Below are 18,512 nucleotides of genomic sequence, written 5' to 3'. Positions count from 1 at the left end.
TATCTATGCATTTACACAGGGTATTTTGTTCAAAGAGTAATAAACTCTTGCTCAAAAGTAAAAGCATTTTCTATCCATTGCTGATCATAAGGGCATTTTGAAAAGTCATACTGTATGGATTTTGCAAAGTGTTGATAAAAATCAAAACAAATGACGTCAAAACGGCAATAACATGCGTTGTATTGTGGTGATTGCTGTAAAAAGATTAAGGCCGTTTGCATGAGTTTGCGCTGTTTGCTACGTGATACTGTTTCACTTGCCTGTGCATAACGTGTTTGTGAGCGCGCTTTAACTTCTATAAAAACCAAATCTTGGTCTTTTTGCACGATTAAATCTATTTCACCATAACGGCTATGGTAGTTTGCATGTACCAAAACATAGCCCGCTGCCAATGTTATTTTGAGTGCTTCCTCTTCTGCCCATTGGCCTAATTTTCGTGCCTGTATCATGTCTATGCTCAGCTCATGCTCATTCCATCAGTACAAAATTATTAAACTTGCTTTAGCCCTTTTGCCTGATAGGCATAACAATGTGGAGTACGCTGAATTTGGTTGCCGTTTAGACTCAGTTGTCCAGTTCGTCCTTCAAAATTGGCAGTTTTCATTTTAGGCGTTTTTAAATACAGCGTAGTGATTTGCCATGCATCTCCACCAAAAGCCAATAAACGCTGGTATGGCAAACCTACAGGCTGTTGTGCGTATGCATGCTTCATATCTTCCCAATCGGCTTCAAACAATGCAGGTGCATCACAAAACTGTATTCCTAGTGGCAAAGGTTTATGTTGTTCTAAAGCATTAGATAGGGTGTAAATATTTTTTTTCGGTAATGACTTTAAACTGAGTAACCATTCATTATTGCCAAGTAACAGCAAAGCTTGGCCTTTTTTTAATTTTGTAGGCTGTTGCTCAAGCACATGAATAGGCAATTCTGTTTTGCTCATCAGTGCCATTAAAAACAGTTCATTTTCGGCTTCTGTACCCGGCTGACGTAGTACCAAAATATCGTCTATTTGATCTTGCTTAATCACGCGCGCTAATGCGCTCGCATCATCTTTTTTTGCAAGACTAAATTGCAGTACATTATTTGCCTGTAAAGTTCCTTCATTTAAGCTCAAGACTTTTAATTTGGGTTTAACCTTTATAAGTGCATCCACATCTGCTCTTGCTAGAGGCCCAACAATCATTTGTGTTTTTGAATTCACATTTTTTTTCAACAGCGCAGGCATATTTGCCTGATCCGAATTAACAAATTTTACAGGTACTTTTGAGCCTGATGCCTGATAAGCACTCATGAAACCTTGCTTAATGCTGTTTGCGGCTCGCGCCATAGGGCCAGATTCAGGTAAAATAACCAAAACCTCTGCTTGGGCATAAGATACTGCCCCCACCAAAATGGTGGCCACAAGTATTTTATTTTTATTATTTGCTCTTATATTCCACATGGAGAAACCTATGAGTGCTCAGTTATTTGTTGTTGCGACTCCAATCGGGCACTTAGATGATATTAGTTATCGTGCAATTAACGTTTTGAAGTCTGTTCATATTATTGCCGCTGAGGATACACGAACTTCTGCACAATTGCTCAAACACTTTAATATTCCAACACCTTTGACCGCATGTCATGAGCACAATGAAAGCAATAAAATTGAACAGCTCATTCAGCGTTTGTTAAATGGTGAAAATATGGCACTGATTAGTGATGCAGGTACACCATTAATTAGTGACCCCGGTTTTAAACTGGTTCGTGCCGCGCAAGAACAAGGCATCCAAGTGATTCCTGTACCGGGTGCATGTGCAGCCATTGCGGCGCTCAGTGCTGTAGGCCTACCCAGTGACCGCTTTAGTTTTGAAGGATTTTTACCCTCAAAACAGTCACAACGTCTAAATGCTTTAAACAAGCTCAAAGACGAAACGCAAACCATGATTATTTATGAAGCGCCACACCGTATTTTAGACTGCGTAAAAGATATGGCTGAAGTCTTTGGTGCAGATCGCCCAGTCGGTTTTGCACGCGAAATTACCAAAACATTTGAAACCATTAAAAAAATGACTTTGGGTGAGTTGGTTAATTTTGTTGAATCTGATCACCACCAACAAAAAGGTGAGATTGTACTGGTGATTGGCGGTGCAACTGAGGAAAAAGATTTGGAACAAGAAAAGCTAGATCAGCTTTTAACACGCTTACTCCAAGACCTCTCTGTGAAAGCGGCTTCTCAATTGGCAGCAGACCTCACTGGCATCAAGAAAAAAATTGCCTATCAACGCGCTTTGGAACTCACCCAACAAGAAGATTAAAAACCTCTATGGATGATACTGACCCAATCAGTGCATGAAAGCGTATCGCCTACAAAGCAATACGCTTTTTTAATGTTAGATGCACTCTCGTTTTGATGCAGATGTGGCCAAACTTTTTCATTCTCTCCACTGCCTCATCACTGCATATTGTTTTACGCTATCTGACGATAAAATCTGAGCATCATTTTACGCATGAGAGTCATGATAAAAAGCGTATACCTTCTTTGTATATTCAATCTATTTTGGATTTTAGGTTTATTACATATTGGTTTTTATGGAACACGACCGTATCGACACTACCGATTTGAGGATTTGGTCGACCCTGCGCCTGATGCAGTTCTTATGGTCTGTGCACTATATTCAATTTATTTTCTGATTGGCAATGTGGTCCAATTTACCCATTTTTCGGTACATCATCGCTACACGGCTTATCTTTTTTTAAGTGTTATTCTTATCTTTCAAAGCTTTATTGCGTGTATGGGTGCTATGCATGCACCGCCCTATTGGATAGCTTTTATTATCAATTGTATGTTCGTTTTACTGGCACATTTTGTGTTGTATCCTATTTTTGCACTTTGGCATAAATACTCAAATTAGCCCAATCTTAAAACAATAATAAATAAGATGATGACAAAAAAAACACCGCATAATGCAGTGTTTTTAATGGGCTTTTAGGCACTTAATCGCGTGACGCAGATTCGTCTGGCGGTACTTCAGTAATACGACCACCACGCGCTAAGAAAGCAGCAACTTCATCTTCTAAAGCATCACGTTGCTTTTGCTTTGCTGTTACAGTCAGTGTTTCAGCTTCAGCAACATCTGTGTCTGATGCGCTATCTTCACTATCAGATGCGCCTTTTTCAGCAGCTTTGGCTTCATCATCATCAACTGCAGAATCTTCTGCATCATCATAATCATTCATATCCGTCATCTTAAATCTCCCCACCAATGACTTGTATGTTTAAAAAATTTAAATCTCAATTTAGAAGGAATTTAGCAATCTCTGAGCTTTTCGCCTAGAGGCTAATCTCTAAAAATTGTATTTTTTTTAACCAAAATCGTAATCTTGTATGAACGATTGCTTAAAAAATATCACATCTGAGCTAAGCTGAATAACGCGTTTGTTTTAAAAGGCCTAAACCATTGGCTTGAGCCATAAAAGCATCTTTTAACATGGGGCGTTTTTCAACTTGCTCTAAGCCAAAATTACGCGCCCATACTACAGGGAAAAGTTGCGTTGTTTCCAACCAACCTATAGCAGACATGCTGTGCATCATGGCATCATTTTGGCCTTTACGGCGGTGCTCATAACGCTTTAAGCTTTGTTCATGCGCCCATACACCACGCGCTTTGTCATGTAACAGCACATCACATAATATTGCTGCATCTAAACAGCCAATATTCACGCCTTGCCCTGCCAAAGGATGAATCACGTGTGCAGCATCACCAATCAGTGCCAAGCCATCTTGTACATATTGCTGTGCAGCACGAGCTTTAAGTGGGAAGGTTGCGCGAGGCGTTGCCTCTAATACTTCCCCAAGCATGTGATGACTTTCACGGGTTAATAATGCCGTAAATTCAGCATCAGAAAGTTTGGCATATTCTCCTACATAGTCATCTGGCAAAGTCCATACAATCGATTGCCAATGACCATTTTCTTCAGGTTTTAAGCTGGTCATAGGTAAAAATGCCAATGGCCCAGTTTCTAAGAAAATTTGACGGGCAATGTGTTGATTTTTTTGTGCTGTACGAATACCGCAGCTTAGACCTGCTTGTTGATAGTCCAAGACATCTAAACCAATAAAGGCTTGCTCACGTACAAAGGAGTTTGCGCCATCAGCGCCAATTAACAATTTGGTCTGCAACATTGTTCCATCTGCCAAATGGATCAACCAAACACCTACACCGCGTTCGATGCGCTGTACTTTAACTTGAGTACGATAATCTTGCACTGCTTCTAGCATTTTTTGCTGAATGGCCAAATTTAAAATACTCGGTTCAACCATTGAACCTAAAGCATTTTCTACACTTGGCGTACTGCGTGAAGCTGTACCAAAGTTAATTTCACCATAGCCATTTTTATTCCACACTTGCATGCCAGTATACGGTTGCTGGCGGGCCAGTTTTTCCCACACGCCTACAGTTTTTAACAAGTGAATTGTGGCTTGGCTGAGTGCCAATACACGTGGATTGGTTACAGCTAAAGTTTTGTCTGCATCTAATATCGGTGCAGCATCAAGTACTGTAGCTTGTACACCACCTTGCGCCAAAAGCAGTGCAGTGAGGCCACCGACTAAACCACCACCCACAATCACAGCATCAAGAACAGTATTTGAGCTACTCATGATTTTAGCCCCATCGCATAATTGGCAACCAGTTGCTTCATACCCGGAATATTTTCAAAACACATTAGGCCAGTATTACGAATTAATTTCAGCATTGGATTTTGGTTACTAAAGCCACGCACCACAGAATCACAAAACTTAATCACACGTTGCTGATCTTTTAAACGCGACTTTTCATAGTCTTGTAGCATAGCTGCTTCGCCTAAATCTGCTTGCTTTTGAACTTGTTCCGTTAAATAACGTACCAAAACATGCGCATCTCGCATACAGAGGTTAAAACCCTGACCAGCCACAGGGTGAATGGTATGCGCCGCATTGCCCATTAATACCACACGACCCACCGCTTGTTTTTCTGCAAGCACTTGAGACAATGGGAAGCTAAAACGTTTGCCTGTTTTTTGGAATTTTCCTGCTCGATCGCCATAAGTTTTTTGCAAAGCATCTAGGAAATGCTGGTCTTTATCTTCGCCAATCCATTCATGTTCTGTGCCTTTAGGTACAGGCCATACCACAGAGCGACGGAATTCACCTGGCAAAGGTAATAATGCCAGCGGGCCAAGTGGACTAAAGCGTTCAAAGCCTACGTGACCATGTGGTTTAGAGGTTTGCACCGTAGTTACAATGGCCACTTGGTCATAATCATGCTCAGAAGCACCAATCCCTAATGCTTTACGGCAAAATGAGTCACGACCATCCGCTGCAATCACAATTTTTGATTGGAGTTTATGGGTATATTCACCACGCTTTGCTTCAATATATGCGAAGTCTGCATCTTGTGTGAGTGATGAAACTTGCACGCCATCAATGAGTTCAATTAACGGTTGTTTTTTTACTTCTGTAAGTAGTACACGACCGAGCCATGCATTTTCAATCACCTGACCAAAACTTTCGACTTTTTCTTGATCGGCCAATAAACGTGCCTTACCAAAGCTACCTTGCTCAGTAATATTCACTTCTAAAATAGGTACAGCATGTTCTTGTAATGCGTCCCATAAACCCAATTCTTGATAAATTTGTACACTACGACGTGACAGAGCGCTGTTTCGCGCATCAAAACTTGAATGGTACGGCGCAAGGTTTACATCATCATAATTTGGGTATTTGATGGCTTCTAAAAGTTTTACGCCAATTTTGGCTTTGGCTAACATGAGCGCCAAACTTAAACCAACCATCCCACCACCGACAATGATGACTTCTTGTTGCATGCTTGCTTCCTTTTTATCAAGTATCCGAATTTAGGAAATTCACTCGAAATACATATAATCTGTAATGGATTTTATATTACATCAAGGGCATGATTTTTTATAATGAAATACAAATTTGTTGCAAGCATTTGCACTGAATAGATACAAACCACATCACTTTCAGCAGTAAAAATTATGACTAGAAATTGGTCATTAGTATCAGTTTTGCATAAATCAAAACAGGATGATCTTGCTTTAAACTAAAATTACCTCTCTGTAGACTTCTGCTAAAAGAAGAAGGAATTTATAAACAAGGCTGACCATAGAGCAAAATTAAACAACCAATCCAAGCTACATTTCACTCAAGTCTGATCTTATTTAAAGGCTATTATAAAAATAAAAGCCGATCATCTGACCGGCTTTTATTCAATTGCGAGACAACTTAAACTTTTGCCATTAAGGCTTCAATATCATCTACAGATTTTACCACCGCAGCCGTTAAAACATATGGGCCATTTGGCATCGCCACTACATCATCTTCAATACGAATACCAATACCACGCCATTTTGCATCGACCGTTTCATCATCTGGCGCAATGTACAAGCCCGGCTCAACAGTTACAACCATACCCGCTTCATAAGTACGCCATTCACCATCTAGTTTATATGAGCCTACATCATGCACATCCATACCAAGCCAGTGGCCTGTACCATGCATATAAAACTGACGATAGCTTTCTGTTTCAATAATTTGGTCAAGATCACCTTGCATAATACCCAAATCCAGCAAGCCTTGAACTAAAATGCGGACTGCAACGTTATGCGGTTCTTTATATGAGTTTCCAATACGTACAGCATCAATCGCTGCAATTTGTGAATCAAGTACAATGTTATACAGTGCCTTTTGCTCTGGGCTAAACTTACCATTTACCGGGAAGGTGCGGGTAATATCTGAAGCATACAGCTGATATTCACAGGCTGCATCAATCAGCACCAAATCACCATCTTTTAATTCTTTATCATTTTCTACATAGTGCAAAATACAGCCATTTTCACCACCACCCACAATACTGTTATACGACGGCACACAGCCATTTTGACCAAAAACATAATTCAGTTCAGCTTCTAGCGCATATTCCATCATGCCTGGTTTAACCGTTTGCATCGCACGCGTATGCGCTTGCGCTGAAATATTCGAAGCAATTTGCATAAGCTCAATTTCATCTGCCGATTTTTTCAAACGCATTTCATCGACTATACGATCAAGCTGAATAACTTGACCTGGTGTTGCATGACCACGACGGCTTTCACCACCTGCTTTGGCCAACCACTGTGTAACACGCGCATCAAATTCTGCATTTTGCCCAATGCGATAAAATAATTTATCTTTATCTTGAAGCTTGGTTAGAATTTCTTCATCGAGCAAATCAATCGCAAATGCTTCATCTGCTTCATAGTCGTCTACCGCACCGTCTATACCAGCGCGGTAGCCATTCCAAATTTCCATTTCGCGGTCACGTTCACGGCAAAATAAACTATAGCTGTAGCCGTCTTCTTCCGAATCAAAAGTTTCAATCACAGCAACCGCTTCAGGCTCTGCAAAACCCGTCAAATAGAAAAAACTGCTATCGCTACGATACTTATAGTCAGCATCTCGGTTGCGGAGCATTTCTGCACGCGTCGAAATAATAGCAATACTACGTAAACCCATTTCAGCTGCGAGATGATCACGACGTTCTTGAAAGTCTTCTTGAGTCAGTTTTTTCATTGGTTTTTAAAAGCTCGAATTGAAAATGAAATTTGGAAACACAACGCCCGATTAACTCGGACGATGTGGTGTAAACATTTCTACAACATTAGTACTATCAGCATCTGCTTTGCTATTTGATTTACCAAGGTGAAGTTGTAATAAAGGTGTTTCAGACACTTCTACTTTCTTACGGCCCATCGATAAACTTACAGGAATTAAACGCACAAATTCGTATAATTCTTGATAGCTTTCTTCGCCTTCTTCGTCGTCATCAGACTCATCAAATTCTACAGCAGCGACATCTTGCAAATGCTCAATCAGCTCATGTTCTTCAGCACGTAAGTGACCTGCTGCCAAACCAAAACCCAGCACCACACCTGCACACCAATCTGCCAAAGCTTGTACACGCTCAGCCAAGGTATGTGTGTCATCTGGAAGAAGCGGTAAATAGTCTAATTCGTCATCAGACAACGCGTTTGCAATGTCTTCTGATTCGTCTGTCAGTATTGCGAGTGCTTCAGGGTGAACTTCAAGCACTTCAAGTGTTGATAAAATTTGTTCCCACTCATCACGCGTAGGTGCTTGAGACACACAAACTATACCTGTAAGCAGGCCATGTAACTCACTTGGGCTTGAAATCTCTTCAATTGCCTTAAAATTTTGGTCCCATTCCGACCAACCTGAAATATCGTCTTGCATTCGTTTATCCAATCTCTATACTTCTTATATATTACCTTTGTTTGCCATACTGTGCGACCACGATATGTTAGAAGAATTACAGCGTCTGCAAGCGCATATAGGTGTTTTAAAAACACGCCTCGCGCATTATGAATCTGAAAATGATGCTTTAGCTGAAGATAAGAACTCAGCGAATGAACAGCATCATAGTCAAATTGTGCAAAAAAATAGCATCATTACCAAGAAACAAGAAGAAATTGACGAACTGACGGAGCAACTCGCTGAATCACGTAGCCAATTTCAGAAACTGAATACTGATGCTTCGGCCTTAGCTGATCGTTATAGCCGTTTAGAAAAAAGTTGCACGGATTTAAAAAATCGCTTTCAAGAAATTTTGTCAGAGCGTAATGAGTTACGCATCGTCAAAGAAAAAATTCAAAATGAGCAACGCCACGCGCAACAAGAAGTTCAAAACCTAGAAAAAGAACGCGAACGCTTATTACAAAAAAATGAGCACGCCAAAGCAAAAGTTGAAGCGATTATTCAGCGTTTATCTGTGTTGGGTACAGCACAAGATCATCATGCGCAAGAAATTCAACAGTTGGCCCACCCTGCCGATGTTAATGAGGAAGTTTAAGCATGAGCGAAGCAATTCCAGTAGATTTAAAAGTTTTAGGGCATAACTTTCGTTTAGCTACAACGCAAGAAAAACAACCTGAACTTGAACGGGCCGCTCAACTCCTCAATGACAAATATGATGAGTTTCGTCGTAAAGCACCTCGTATGGAACCTAGCAAGCTCATCATTATGGTGGCACTGGAGTTAATGCAAGAAGTGCTGAGTATGAATAAAAGTTTACAAGAGTATGAACATTGTGAACGTTTACTCCAAGCAATCCTTGAAGAAGTGGAAGATCTTGCTGAATAAGCAAGATTTTTTTTGCCTAAAGCCTAGCCAATTAAACATTGCTTTACAGTTATGCAGGCCAAAAGATTTGCCAAAGCCTCGTTATTCGCTATACTTGGCATAACTCTGAGGTGTTCGCCAGCGCGTCTATATCCCTGCCGATACTTAAATCTCCGGATTGTGTTCTGCATATTTAGAGTGTATGCCTATCTTCGTGTAGGAAACCCAGCAAGTATGCGTCGCGTCCACCTTGAACTTCTTCGGGTTCAGGGTAACGACATGCAGCGGCATCTTCGGAGCTACTTATTTTTCACTTAAATAATTAAAATAAATCTCACTTAACTTTTATTATTTTCTCACTCTATTTTATTTTCTATTCAGCTTTGCTGAGCAATTTAATTCTTTTAAGCCTATTTGTTAAAATTCTGATTTCTGCATTTGTTCACGCATCAAAGCACCACACGAATGTTTCGTATGATGCCCATATCATTAACGATCTCGTATACAACATCCAACTAAGGCTGAACGTTTAAACTCACAATCGTACGATATGTATTTGCTTCAGGTTTCTGCTTCGCATCTAACTCTGGTGAAGTCAACGTTAAAATATAATTGCCAGCAACTGGAAATTGAAGCTGTAATTCACCCCGTGCATTCGCAGTCGTCTCAATCTTCAGCTCTTGCTCATCTGCCGAAGCTTTTTGCTTTTCTAGCACGGCTTTAAAGTGTTGTGCAGGTTGCTTATTCACCGTTACTGTTAAGGTCAATGGTACAGATTGACGAAGCTTACGCGGATGAACTGAATATTTTAAATTCACATTTTCTTCAGCCACGGGCATCAGATCTGAATCATTTTGCTTAGAAAAATAACTGCGCACTTCGTCAAAACGCATCACCGACATTTGTTGCATTTTGTTGGTCAATTCAGATTCTGCAATAAAATGATTTTTTTGCGCTGGAGCTAAAGCAGCGCCTTTTGTATCCAGTATCCGTAACCAACGTTGCCCTACTTTTGCATATTTAATAGCTGCTTCACGCTGTCCTAAAATTTGATAAGTACCTGCCTCAGTAGTTTCTATATCGCCTACACTGACAGTTTGAGTATTGGTTAAATTGAGTGATTTTGTTGCACCACTTGGCGTAATCACCTTAAATTCAAAGCCACGAATGGCCACTTCTGAATCGAATGGTGCATCGGCAAAGCCCGCAAGCACTGCACTATGGCCACCAGTGACATTAAAGCTAACTGGTGCTGTATAAGGTGCATGTGCATTCGCCAACGTAGAAAACAGTCCCATTATGAGTGCTGTTAGCAGGGTTTTGTTCATGGTATTTCCAGTTTATTGTTGTCATGTGGCTCTCATACATGACACATAAAAATTATTGCGCTCACTGCTTGAAGCGACCCAATCAATCGTTTGGGCTCGCTCAAACAGCAGAATGATCTGCCTTACTGGCTAATTGCTTTGTCTAATTTATTGGCAAATTGGGCAATATCTTTGGCCTGAATGTGTGACTTCCCTTGCGCAATCGCTTGGAATTGTAGTTTGCTCAATTCCTTCATTTTTTCTTGACCATCAATGCTATTACGGTCAAAACGTTGCATAAATTCATCCACATACTCTTGTTCAGAAACCACTAAGTCTGCGTTAGTATCTGTTGCCATGAACTGCTTATCACGCTCGGTTAGATAATCACCCAAAGTGGCGTATGCTTTGCCTTGGCCATATTTTTGAATAAATTCTTGCTGATTATTTGCCATTGGCATTGCAATTGGCAGTCTCACTCGGAAACCATCATGAGTTGATGCGCCATTACCTGCAGCCAATTTCACATCTTCTGCACTGATCAGACCATCTTTATTTTTGTCCATTTCATCAAAAGTTTTCATGCCCGAAGCTTGAAACTCTTTTAAGGTCATTTTCTGGTCTTTATTGCTATCCAAAATACCAAAGCGCACATGGCTTTGTTTGAGTGACATTTCACGGCGTTGTTTCATTAGTTCCGTCAAGCGCTGTTGCTCAAATGCCGTAAACTGCGCTACATCAACCTTTTTATGTGTTGCAAATAAATCAACAAAATCTGCACTGAATTGTTTTTTCAGCGCAACACTACTCTGATCTTTAGTCTCAGGATGATACAACATATACAGTGCATAGCTCTGCTGATACACATCTGCTTGTGGTGCAGCTACTGCCTGTGTTCCCCATGCGGTTACGAGCATACCCAATCCAGTGGCGATAAGCGCTAAATGTTTCATTTAAAAAATTCCTCTAATACATAATGTTTCAATAAAATAGTGACTTAAAGTTGAGCGTTGAATTAGTATTTAAATTCAACACTTGCCACGATGTTGCGACCTGGCTCTGCAGCTCGATCAATAATTGAAGCCTTGCTGTCTGCATCTAATGTGCCTACAGAGGCATAGTTCCAATAGGTCTTGTCAAATATGTTATTGACCGCCAAATTCAGCTTGGTCGATTTGTTGACATTCCAATAACCCGCTAAATCAAACACGCTATAACCTGCAACTTTTTTATAATTTGGCGTAGTCGCAGTTTGGAACGTACTTGCATCTCTAGCTGCGGTTTTAGCCCCGACTGCCGTTGCTGTTAAACCTAAACCAAAAGCTTTATTCGGATCATCATAAGCAAAAGTTAAACTACCTTTTTCAGGTTGTACGGAGTTCATCCCAGTTTTTTGGCCTTCTTTATTTTTTGCTGTACCGCGTGACTTTCCTGCAACCAGTGCCAAACTAAATCCATCTGAATGTGGAACAAATTGGCCTAAATCTAAGTGCGCCGAAAGTTCAGCTCCCCAAATTTTGGCATCTGCAATATTCTCTGCACGGTAAAGACTCCAATAGCCATCCACACTACTGCCATGGTCAAAGTAATCAATAAAGTCGTTATAGGCTGTATAAAATGCCGTGATATCAAATTTTAGACCTTTGAATGCTGTATTTTTCAGTCCAAGCTCAAATGCATCACTGGTTTCTTTTTTCAAATCTGAATTGCCCATGACCAAATAGCTTGCGCCATTCGAGGTTTCATAAGAGCCACCCATTTCCATGGCAGAAGGCACGCGCGCACCACGTGAATACTTAAAGTAGCTAAAGTTTTCTGGTGTCATTTGATAGGCAATCGAAAGCCCTGGTGCAAAATAGGTAAAATCTTTGGCTTTTACTTTTGATTCAGCATCATCTGGTTTGTATTGCTGATGTTCTACACGTAAAGACGGGGTAATACTGAGGGCTTTTCCATTCGGCTCAAAATTAAATTGATCCGAAACATAGGCTGCATAGCGACTCGTTTCCGCATCTGCCAAATATGTGCCCGTAAATGGCGGTGTTTTACCATTACTACGTACTTCATGACGGTCGCTTGAATACTCTTTACGATCAAATGCTAAACCATATTTGAGTTTTTGCTGATTGAGCTCTTTTTGCGCATCCAGCTTTAAGCCTGCTGTTTTTTGTGTATAACCATTAAAGAAATCGCGGATATAACTCCCTGTATCGTAAATCGTACGTGTATCACTGCGACTTTCCTGCAACCATGCTTTACTGGTTAAACGGTCAAATAAAGCAAATTCTGCTGGTGTGTAAATATCTTCTAATGAAACTGTATTACGCTCAATTTCTTGATTCTGTGTGGCGGTATCTGTTTTAAATGCAATAAATGCAGATCCATCCATGCCCAAGGTGTCAGCTTTTTTCTGATAACGGTCAAATACAAGATTCAGCTGGTGCTGTTCATTCACATTCCAGCTGAGGTTTGCTAGTACTGCATCCAAATTCCAATCTGTTTTAAATGCTTTGGTTTTGGAGTTGCCATCTGTTTCATGACCATCTCGATGTGCATACGCCACTAAAGCTTTGACGGTATCGTTACCTACAGCACCTGTTACGGCGTTTAGCCATGCTTGATCTGCAGAGCTATAGCCCGCTTTGTACGCACCATATAATGATTTATCAGCTGTGAGATAATCATGAGGCGATTTATTTTTAAATGAAACACGACCACCAATCCCATCGGTTGATGCATTGGTCGTACCCGAAACAATATCTACAGCGTTGAGCATTTCTGGCTCAACATAATCACGCCCAGTTCCACGGGTACTCATGCTGGCTGGTGGCATATAAGGACTAATTGAAGCCTCAGCTAAATCAACTCCATCAATATCCAAACCAATACGGTTCGCATCTACACCACGGATGTTATAACTACTGGTACCAGCACTGTCTATATAGGTACCACCACCATAAACAGAAAATGGCGCATTCACTAAAGGTAAATACTTCACTACGTCGGCCATATCCGACACGCCAGTCTTGTCTAAGTTATCACGACTGATGGTTGCAATAGATTCTGCTTGGTCATTTTGGCGTTCTGCATACACTGTAATTGCAGGGAAAGATGCATGAACATTAAGTGCTACTTCATTTTTTGCATTTGCATACGTGGTGGCACTCAGGCCAGCCCCCAATAAAGTCGCCAAACATATTGCCAAATGGCACTGTTTAAATTGTTTGACATGAATTAATCCACTGGCCTGTGCAAACAAGTTGTTCTGACTTACACCCATTTTATTTATCCCAAGAATAATAAATGATAATCATTTACTAAATTTATAAAAAAATTGAGCACAGCTTTCCCTTCTGAGCTCAATTCATAGAAATGCACATTATTTAAATGCGAATCATAATCATTTATCTTATTGTTTACAATATTTTACTTTGTACTTTAGTTATAATAAAAATTAAGCCAATGATTTTTAAAATATAAAAAAACTCCCTGAAGGGAGTTTTAATAAGCACTTCAACGCTTTTTTAGTACAAATATGCTCGATCTAGTATTGTGCTTGTATACGAGCACTACGTTTATATAGCCAAGCTAAAATCATGGTTGGAACAATAAAACCGACTGCAACCAATATGCCATGTGCGATTGAGGCATACGGTTCTGGCAACATCGCAACATGCTTCATTGGAGAAGTCCAAGGTGACATTTGAAGCGCCAATACTGCAATAAAACAAAGTTGCCAAGTGATATTTTCCCCTACCGCAACATGTTTTTTGTATGCATAGCCTAATAATATCGCAGCAAAGCCGATTTCAAACACCCAAGACCAAATTCCCCATTTGCCCCATAAACCCCAACCTAAATACTGCTGCGCATAAGGATAAAGTGCTAAATCCGCATTATGCATTGGAATATCGGCAACAAAATGCAAAAAGCATGACAACGCGGCCACAGTTGCAATGCGCAGATCTTTATAGAAAAAAGCACCCCATAAGAGCGACCATACTATCGCCATAAGCAAAGAATGATCCCAATCGATAAAGGTTAGATCAAAATATAAGTATGGCAATGCTTGTAGATTAGGCGTGACTTTTTCAATGCCTATGGCAACCAATGTGCCATTAATTATATCTAAAAAACCTGCACCTAAAATGATGGGCAACAACGGCACATCACGATATTTAGCCTTAAGCGCCATACCTACTGCAAAATGTCCAAAATACATGATTAGCTCCAATTTACTGAACAATCGTTCAATTAAAAGTTAAAAAAATTAAATAGCGACTTGCCAGAGCTTCAGCGTATGGTCAATCATACGTTGTCGTTGTTCCGCATCGGCAATATCACAACCAATATTTAAGTTGAGTAAGCCCGTCATTCCATATTGAATATTCATTGCCATAAATTGCTGTGCTGCTAACATAAAATCCATTTGCCTGATTTGCCCTTGCTGAGAACGTTGCTCAAGCAGTGCCGCCAACCATTGTTGACGGCCTTCAAATAATTGGCTAATCACATGAATTTCTGACAACTGCATACTTTCACTTTCACGTAAAATAATTTTCAGTAATGCACGATGCTGTGAAAATAGCTGTACACACATTTCACATAAAGCATCCAGCACTACGTTTAACGGTGCTTGTGACAAATTCTGATTCATACTATTTAGGTGTGCCATGGCCTGCTGTACCCCTTGTGTCAATAACACGGCCAGAATTTCCTGCTTACCCTTTGGAAAATGATGATACAAAATGCCGTCAGAAAGCCCTGCCATTCGTGCTAAGCCACGGATTGAGCTCTTGCTATAGCCTTGTTCTGAGAACAGTACTAAAGCCGATTCTAGTAATTTCTTTTTGGTTTCTTCCGCTTGTTCGGCACGTGAAATCACAGATTTTGCCACCACAATAAACTCATTGAACACTTGTTCATCCAAATATATGCCTTTTTAGTCAAGATGACAAGTACAGCCTAATTGAAGTTATTTTCAGAAAAGCGTAGCAAAACCCAGCTCGTAGTTATCATCCCTGCAAATTCCCTTTATAATATGTGGCATTCAGGACTGTAACTTGCAAAACAATTAAGTTTTCACCTCAGCTTCCGCTCATATTTTTTAAGTCAATGTTGATCTTAGCCTTCGGCTTAATTCATTTTTACTGCTTATTTGTCCGTGACGACAACTAAGAATTTAGGTGCCTACATGGAAATCAAAGTTAATTATCTCGACAACCTTCGACAAGAAGCTAAGTTCGATGACTTCACGGTGATTGCCGATCAGCCAATCCGCTATAAAGGTGATGGTTCGGCACCAGGCCCTTTTGATTATTTTTTAGCATCTTCTGCACTTTGCGCCGCTTATTTTGTGAAAGTTTACTGTTTGGCTCGCGATATCCCGACTGACAATATCCGTCTTTCTCAAAATAATATTGTTGACCCTGAAAACCGCTACAAGCAAATTTTCAAAATTCAGGTTGAATTACCTGCAGATATTTCTGAAAAAGATCGTCAAGGTATTTTACGCTCAATCGACCGCTGTACAGTTAAAAAGGTCATTCAAACAGGCCCAGAATTTATTATTGAAGAAGTTGAAAGTATTGATGCTGATGCTCAAGCCTTACTCATTCCAAGCCTGACTGCTGAAAACAATACTTATATTCTTGGTAAAGACCGTCCTTTAGAAGAAACCATTGCCAAAATGTCGGGTATTTTGGCTGACTTAGGCATGAAAATTGAGATCGCATCTTGGCGTAATATTGTGCCCAATGTATGGTCATTACACATTCGTGATGCGCAATCTCCTATGTGCTTTACCAATGGTAAAGGCGCAACCAAAGAAAGTGCTTTGGCTTCTGCGCTGGGTGAGTTTATTGAGCGTCTGAACTGTAACTTCTTCTATAACGACCAATTCTGGGGTGAAGAAATTGCCAATGCACCTTTTGTGCATTACCCAGAAGAACAATGGTTCCAACCAGGTCCAAATGGTGAATTACCTAGCGAAATTCTAGATGAATACACGCTCGAGATTTACAATCCAGATGAAGAGTTATTAGGTACACATCTTTACGACACTAACTCTGGCAATACAGCACGTGGCATCTGCTCACTTCCTTTTGTACGCCAATCGGATAAAGAAACCGTATATTTCCCATCAAATTTGATTGAAAATTTATATCTTTCAAACGGTATGAGTGCGGGGAATACCTTAGCGGAAGCACAAGTACAGTGCCTATCTGAAATTTTTGAGCGTGCGGTTAAGCGTGAGATTTTAGAAGGTGAATTGACTTTGCCTGATGTACCTGCTGAGGTTTTGGCTAAGTACCCAAGTATTGTCGCGGGCATTCAAGGTCTGGAAGAACAAGGTTTCCCTGTACTGGTTAAAGATGCCTCATTAGGCGGTGAATTCCCTGTCATGTGTGTCACTTTAATGAACCCACGTACAGGCGGTGTATTTGCTTCTTTTGGTGCACATCCAAAAATGGAAGTAGCCATTGAGCGTAGCCTAACTGAGCTATTACAAGGCCGTAGTTTTGAAGGTTTAAATGATCTACCAAAACCGACCTTTAGCTCAAATGCCGTCACTGAACCCAATAACTTTGTTGAACACTTTATTGACTCAAGTGGTGTGGTGTCTTGGCGCTTCTTTAGTGCAAAATCTGACTACGAATTTGTAGAATGGGATTTTGCAGGTGAAGGTGAACATGCCAACCAAGAATCTGCAGATGCTTTGTTTGGTATTTTGGAAAATATGGGCAAAGAGGTTTATATGGCAGTGTATGAACACCTAGGTGCAACAGCTTGCCGTATTTTAGTGCCTGATTATTCTGAAATTTATTTGGTTGAAGACCTCGTATGGGACAATACCAATAAAGCACTACTCTACCGTGAAGATATTTTAAATTTGCATCGTTTAGATGACGAACAACTGGAAGCTTTAGTTGAGCGTCTAGAAGAAGCGGATGAAGATGATTACACTGAAATTAAAACCTTAATTGGTATTGAATTTGATGACAATACCGTTTGGGGCCAATTGACTATTTTAGAGCTGAAAATTCTCATCTACCTTGCCTTAGAGCAATTTGAAGAAGCGCATGATTTGGTAGGTCAATTCCTTCAATTCAACACCAATACCGTTGAACGTGGTCTTTTCTATCAATGCATGAACGTGGTACTTGAAGTGATGCTTGATGATGAAATGGAACTCGAAGACTATACATACAACTTCCGTCGCATGTTTGGTGATGAACGTATGGATGCAGTCATGGGTACGGTTGAAGGTGATGTTCGCTTCTATGGCTTAACTGAAACTAGTATGCAACTTGAAGGTCTAGACCGTCATTTACGCCTGATTGAAAGCTATAAAAAGCTGCATGCTGCGCGTGCCAAAATCGCTGGTCTTTAATACCTAAAGCAGAGGATGATGGGTATTAAATCAGATTCAACCTCCCCCATTCACCAAAGATAAAAAACTTCCTACGGGAAGTTTTTTTATATGGTTACGTTATATATCAAGGCCTAGCTCTACAGTCCCTACCTGATAACTAAACCTATAACTTAGATCATGATTTTAATTGTTCAAGCTGTTGAATATATCGATCCAAACTACGCTCCATTTCAGGCATGATCTTTTTTAAGAACTGACTATACTGAATCGCATCATCAGTACTTAATGCTCCCTTGCGCACCAAATTTTCTTGAGTTTTAAGTAATTGATCGACTTCACGCGCATCAACCTGTTGCCCATGACTGAGACGATAACTTAGTTGCCCAAAGGTTTGATACAGTTCATCACGTTGCTGTATGAGTTCTGCACTCACCTGCTCTGGTGATTGAGAGCCAACTAAACTGATTTGTTGTTCAGTCTTCGATTGTGATTGTGCTACAGGAGCTTGCACTGAGTTTGGCACAGCTACATTTTTATTTTGCTGTGTTTGCATGGCCTCTGCTGGCTGAAACAATTTGCTTAGCCCCAAAAAGCTCAACACCAGCACGATAGCTAAACTGGTATAGGGTAATAAATGGCGCATCAGCACTCCTTTTTCTTATATTGCCATCTG

The 18,512-nt window shown here is 40.4% G+C and carries 17 protein-coding genes and 1 other RNA gene; 5 read left to right on the top strand and 13 right to left on the bottom strand.

The features are described 5' to 3' along the window. Positions 1 to 29: 29 nt before the first annotated feature. Together D9K81_RS06035 and D9K81_RS06030 are read right to left on the bottom strand one after the other, a co-directional pair. Complete coding sequence (locus tag D9K81_RS06035; RefSeq protein WP_120374397.1) at positions 30 to 449, bottom strand: YraN family protein; 420 nt, start codon at positions 447 to 449, stop codon at positions 30 to 32. Between the two features lie 41 nt (positions 450 to 490). Continuing rightward, positions 491 to 1,441, bottom strand: a complete 951-nt coding sequence (locus D9K81_RS06030; protein ID WP_120374396.1) for a penicillin-binding protein activator — start codon at positions 1,439 to 1,441, stop codon at positions 491 to 493. Positions 1,442 to 1,451: 10 nt separating this feature from the next. Here D9K81_RS06030 and rsmI point away from each other — a divergent pair, with 10 nt between their 5' ends. Continuing rightward, positions 1,452 to 2,294: a 16S rRNA (cytidine(1402)-2'-O)-methyltransferase gene (gene rsmI / locus D9K81_RS06025; protein ID WP_120374395.1), complete on the top strand. Its 843-nt coding sequence runs from the start codon at positions 1,452 to 1,454 to the stop codon at positions 2,292 to 2,294. 679 nt (positions 2,295 to 2,973) lie between these two features. Here the strand turns inward: rsmI and D9K81_RS06015 are convergent. The 5 genes from D9K81_RS06015 to D9K81_RS05995 all read right to left on the bottom strand — a co-directional run bounded on the left by D9K81_RS06015 (position 2,974) and on the right by D9K81_RS05995 (position 8,272). Then, positions 2,974 to 3,225, bottom strand: a complete 252-nt coding sequence (locus D9K81_RS06015) for a hypothetical protein (RefSeq protein WP_117007963.1) — start codon at positions 3,223 to 3,225, stop codon at positions 2,974 to 2,976. A gap of 172 nt (positions 3,226 to 3,397) precedes the next feature. Next, positions 3,398 to 4,639, bottom strand: a complete 1,242-nt coding sequence (locus D9K81_RS06010; protein WP_120374393.1) for an FAD-dependent monooxygenase — start codon at positions 4,637 to 4,639, stop codon at positions 3,398 to 3,400. After that, positions 4,636 to 5,844 carry a 2-octaprenyl-6-methoxyphenyl hydroxylase gene (gene ubiH / locus D9K81_RS06005; RefSeq protein WP_120374392.1) on the bottom strand — a complete coding sequence of 403 codons (1,209 nt, stop codon included), beginning with the start codon at positions 5,842 to 5,844 and terminating at the stop codon, positions 4,636 to 4,638. The genes D9K81_RS06010 and ubiH overlap by 4 nt, the downstream gene beginning before the upstream one ends. 421 nt (positions 5,845 to 6,265) lie before the next feature. After that, positions 6,266 to 7,591 (bottom strand): Xaa-Pro aminopeptidase, encoded by a 1,326-nt coding sequence (gene pepP / locus D9K81_RS06000; RefSeq protein WP_120374391.1) that lies wholly within the window; start codon positions 7,589 to 7,591, stop codon positions 6,266 to 6,268. 51 nt (positions 7,592 to 7,642) lie between these two features. Further along, complete coding sequence (locus D9K81_RS05995; protein WP_120374390.1) at positions 7,643 to 8,272, bottom strand: UPF0149 family protein; 630 nt, start codon at positions 8,270 to 8,272, stop codon at positions 7,643 to 7,645. A gap of 64 nt (positions 8,273 to 8,336) precedes the next feature. Here D9K81_RS05995 and D9K81_RS05990 point away from each other — a divergent pair, with 64 nt between their 5' ends. The 3 genes from D9K81_RS05990 (at position 8,337) to ssrS (ending at position 9,461) form a co-directional block, all read left to right on the top strand. Then, the gene (locus tag D9K81_RS05990; RefSeq protein WP_120374389.1) at positions 8,337 to 8,888 is read left to right on the top strand and encodes a hypothetical protein; all 552 of its coding nucleotides are present in this window, start codon (positions 8,337 to 8,339) and stop codon (positions 8,886 to 8,888) included. Positions 8,889 to 8,890: 2 nt separating this feature from the next. Continuing rightward, the gene (locus D9K81_RS05985; RefSeq protein WP_106986130.1) at positions 8,891 to 9,178 is read left to right on the top strand and encodes a cell division protein ZapA; all 288 of its coding nucleotides are present in this window, start codon (positions 8,891 to 8,893) and stop codon (positions 9,176 to 9,178) included. A 99-nt stretch (positions 9,179 to 9,277) separates the two neighbouring features. Continuing rightward, positions 9,278 to 9,461, top strand: a non-coding RNA gene (ssrS, locus tag D9K81_RS05980) — 6S RNA. A gap of 211 nt (positions 9,462 to 9,672) precedes the next feature. Here ssrS and D9K81_RS05975 read toward each other — a convergent pair. The 5 genes from D9K81_RS05975 to D9K81_RS05955 form a co-directional block, all read right to left on the bottom strand. Further along, complete coding sequence (locus tag D9K81_RS05975; protein WP_120374388.1) at positions 9,673 to 10,485, bottom strand: DUF4198 domain-containing protein; 813 nt, start codon at positions 10,483 to 10,485, stop codon at positions 9,673 to 9,675. Between the two features lie 122 nt (positions 10,486 to 10,607). Beyond that, entirely contained in the window at positions 10,608 to 11,417 is an 810-nt protein-coding gene (locus tag D9K81_RS05970) for a hypothetical protein (protein WP_120374387.1), read from the bottom strand. Between the two features lie 62 nt (positions 11,418 to 11,479). Further along, positions 11,480 to 13,744: a TonB-dependent hemoglobin/transferrin/lactoferrin family receptor gene (locus D9K81_RS05965; protein WP_121523155.1), complete on the bottom strand. Its 2,265-nt coding sequence runs from the start codon at positions 13,742 to 13,744 to the stop codon at positions 11,480 to 11,482. A 264-nt stretch (positions 13,745 to 14,008) separates the two neighbouring features. Then, positions 14,009 to 14,686, bottom strand: a complete 678-nt coding sequence (locus D9K81_RS05960; RefSeq protein ID WP_120374385.1) for a hypothetical protein — start codon at positions 14,684 to 14,686, stop codon at positions 14,009 to 14,011. Positions 14,687 to 14,734: 48 nt separating this feature from the next. After that, a complete protein-coding gene (locus D9K81_RS05955) occupies positions 14,735 to 15,394 on the bottom strand; it encodes a TetR/AcrR family transcriptional regulator (RefSeq protein WP_171406887.1) in 660 nt (219 codons plus the stop codon). 264 nt (positions 15,395 to 15,658) lie between these two features. Between D9K81_RS05955 and D9K81_RS05950 the strand changes: the two genes are divergently transcribed. Further along, the gene (locus D9K81_RS05950; protein ID WP_120374383.1) at positions 15,659 to 17,857 is read left to right on the top strand and encodes an OsmC domain/YcaO domain-containing protein; all 2,199 of its coding nucleotides are present in this window, start codon (positions 15,659 to 15,661) and stop codon (positions 17,855 to 17,857) included. A gap of 157 nt (positions 17,858 to 18,014) precedes the next feature. Here the strand turns inward: D9K81_RS05950 and D9K81_RS05945 are convergent, their stop codons facing one another. After that, positions 18,015 to 18,482 carry a hypothetical protein gene (locus D9K81_RS05945; RefSeq protein ID WP_120374382.1) on the bottom strand — a complete coding sequence of 156 codons (468 nt, stop codon included), beginning with the start codon at positions 18,480 to 18,482 and terminating at the stop codon, positions 18,015 to 18,017. Positions 18,483 to 18,512 lie beyond the last annotated feature (30 nt).

It is taken from the genome of Acinetobacter chengduensis, from assembly GCF_003664645.1.
Classification (GTDB): Bacteria; Pseudomonadota; Gammaproteobacteria; order Pseudomonadales; family Moraxellaceae; genus Acinetobacter; species Acinetobacter chengduensis.
The sequence above is the reverse complement of the archived record's forward strand: the minus strand, read 5'-3'. Positions and strand labels throughout refer to the sequence as shown.

Coding starts and splice junctions, on each gene's coding strand:
- D9K81_RS06035 (WP_120374397.1), bottom strand. CDS start 449: ATGATACAGGCACGAAAATTAGGCCAATGGGCAGAAGAGGAAGCACTC.
- D9K81_RS06030 (WP_120374396.1), bottom strand. CDS start 1,441: ATGTGGAATATAAGAGCAAATAATAAAAATAAAATACTTGTGGCCACC.
- rsmI (WP_120374395.1), top strand. CDS start 1,452: ATGAGTGCTCAGTTATTTGTTGTTGCGACTCCAATCGGGCACTTAGAT.
- D9K81_RS06015 (WP_117007963.1), bottom strand. CDS start 3,225: ATGACGGATATGAATGATTATGATGATGCAGAAGATTCTGCAGTTGAT.
- D9K81_RS06010 (WP_120374393.1), bottom strand. CDS start 4,639: ATGAGTAGCTCAAATACTGTTCTTGATGCTGTGATTGTGGGTGGTGGT.
- ubiH (WP_120374392.1), bottom strand. CDS start 5,844: ATGCAACAAGAAGTCATCATTGTCGGTGGTGGGATGGTTGGTTTAAGT.
- pepP (WP_120374391.1), bottom strand. CDS start 7,591: ATGAAAAAACTGACTCAAGAAGACTTTCAAGAACGTCGTGATCATCTC.
- D9K81_RS05995 (WP_120374390.1), bottom strand. CDS start 8,272: ATGCAAGACGATATTTCAGGTTGGTCGGAATGGGACCAAAATTTTAAG.
- D9K81_RS05990 (WP_120374389.1), top strand. CDS start 8,337: ATGTTAGAAGAATTACAGCGTCTGCAAGCGCATATAGGTGTTTTAAAA.
- D9K81_RS05985 (WP_106986130.1), top strand. CDS start 8,891: ATGAGCGAAGCAATTCCAGTAGATTTAAAAGTTTTAGGGCATAACTTT.
- D9K81_RS05975 (WP_120374388.1), bottom strand. CDS start 10,485: ATGAACAAAACCCTGCTAACAGCACTCATAATGGGACTGTTTTCTACG.
- D9K81_RS05970 (WP_120374387.1), bottom strand. CDS start 11,417: ATGAAACATTTAGCGCTTATCGCCACTGGATTGGGTATGCTCGTAACC.
- D9K81_RS05965 (WP_121523155.1), bottom strand. CDS start 13,744: ATGGGTGTAAGTCAGAACAACTTGTTTGCACAGGCCAGTGGATTAATT.
- D9K81_RS05960 (WP_120374385.1), bottom strand. CDS start 14,686: ATGTATTTTGGACATTTTGCAGTAGGTATGGCGCTTAAGGCTAAATAT.
- D9K81_RS05950 (WP_120374383.1), top strand. CDS start 15,659: ATGGAAATCAAAGTTAATTATCTCGACAACCTTCGACAAGAAGCTAAG.
- D9K81_RS05945 (WP_120374382.1), bottom strand. CDS start 18,482: ATGCGCCATTTATTACCCTATACCAGTTTAGCTATCGTGCTGGTGTTG.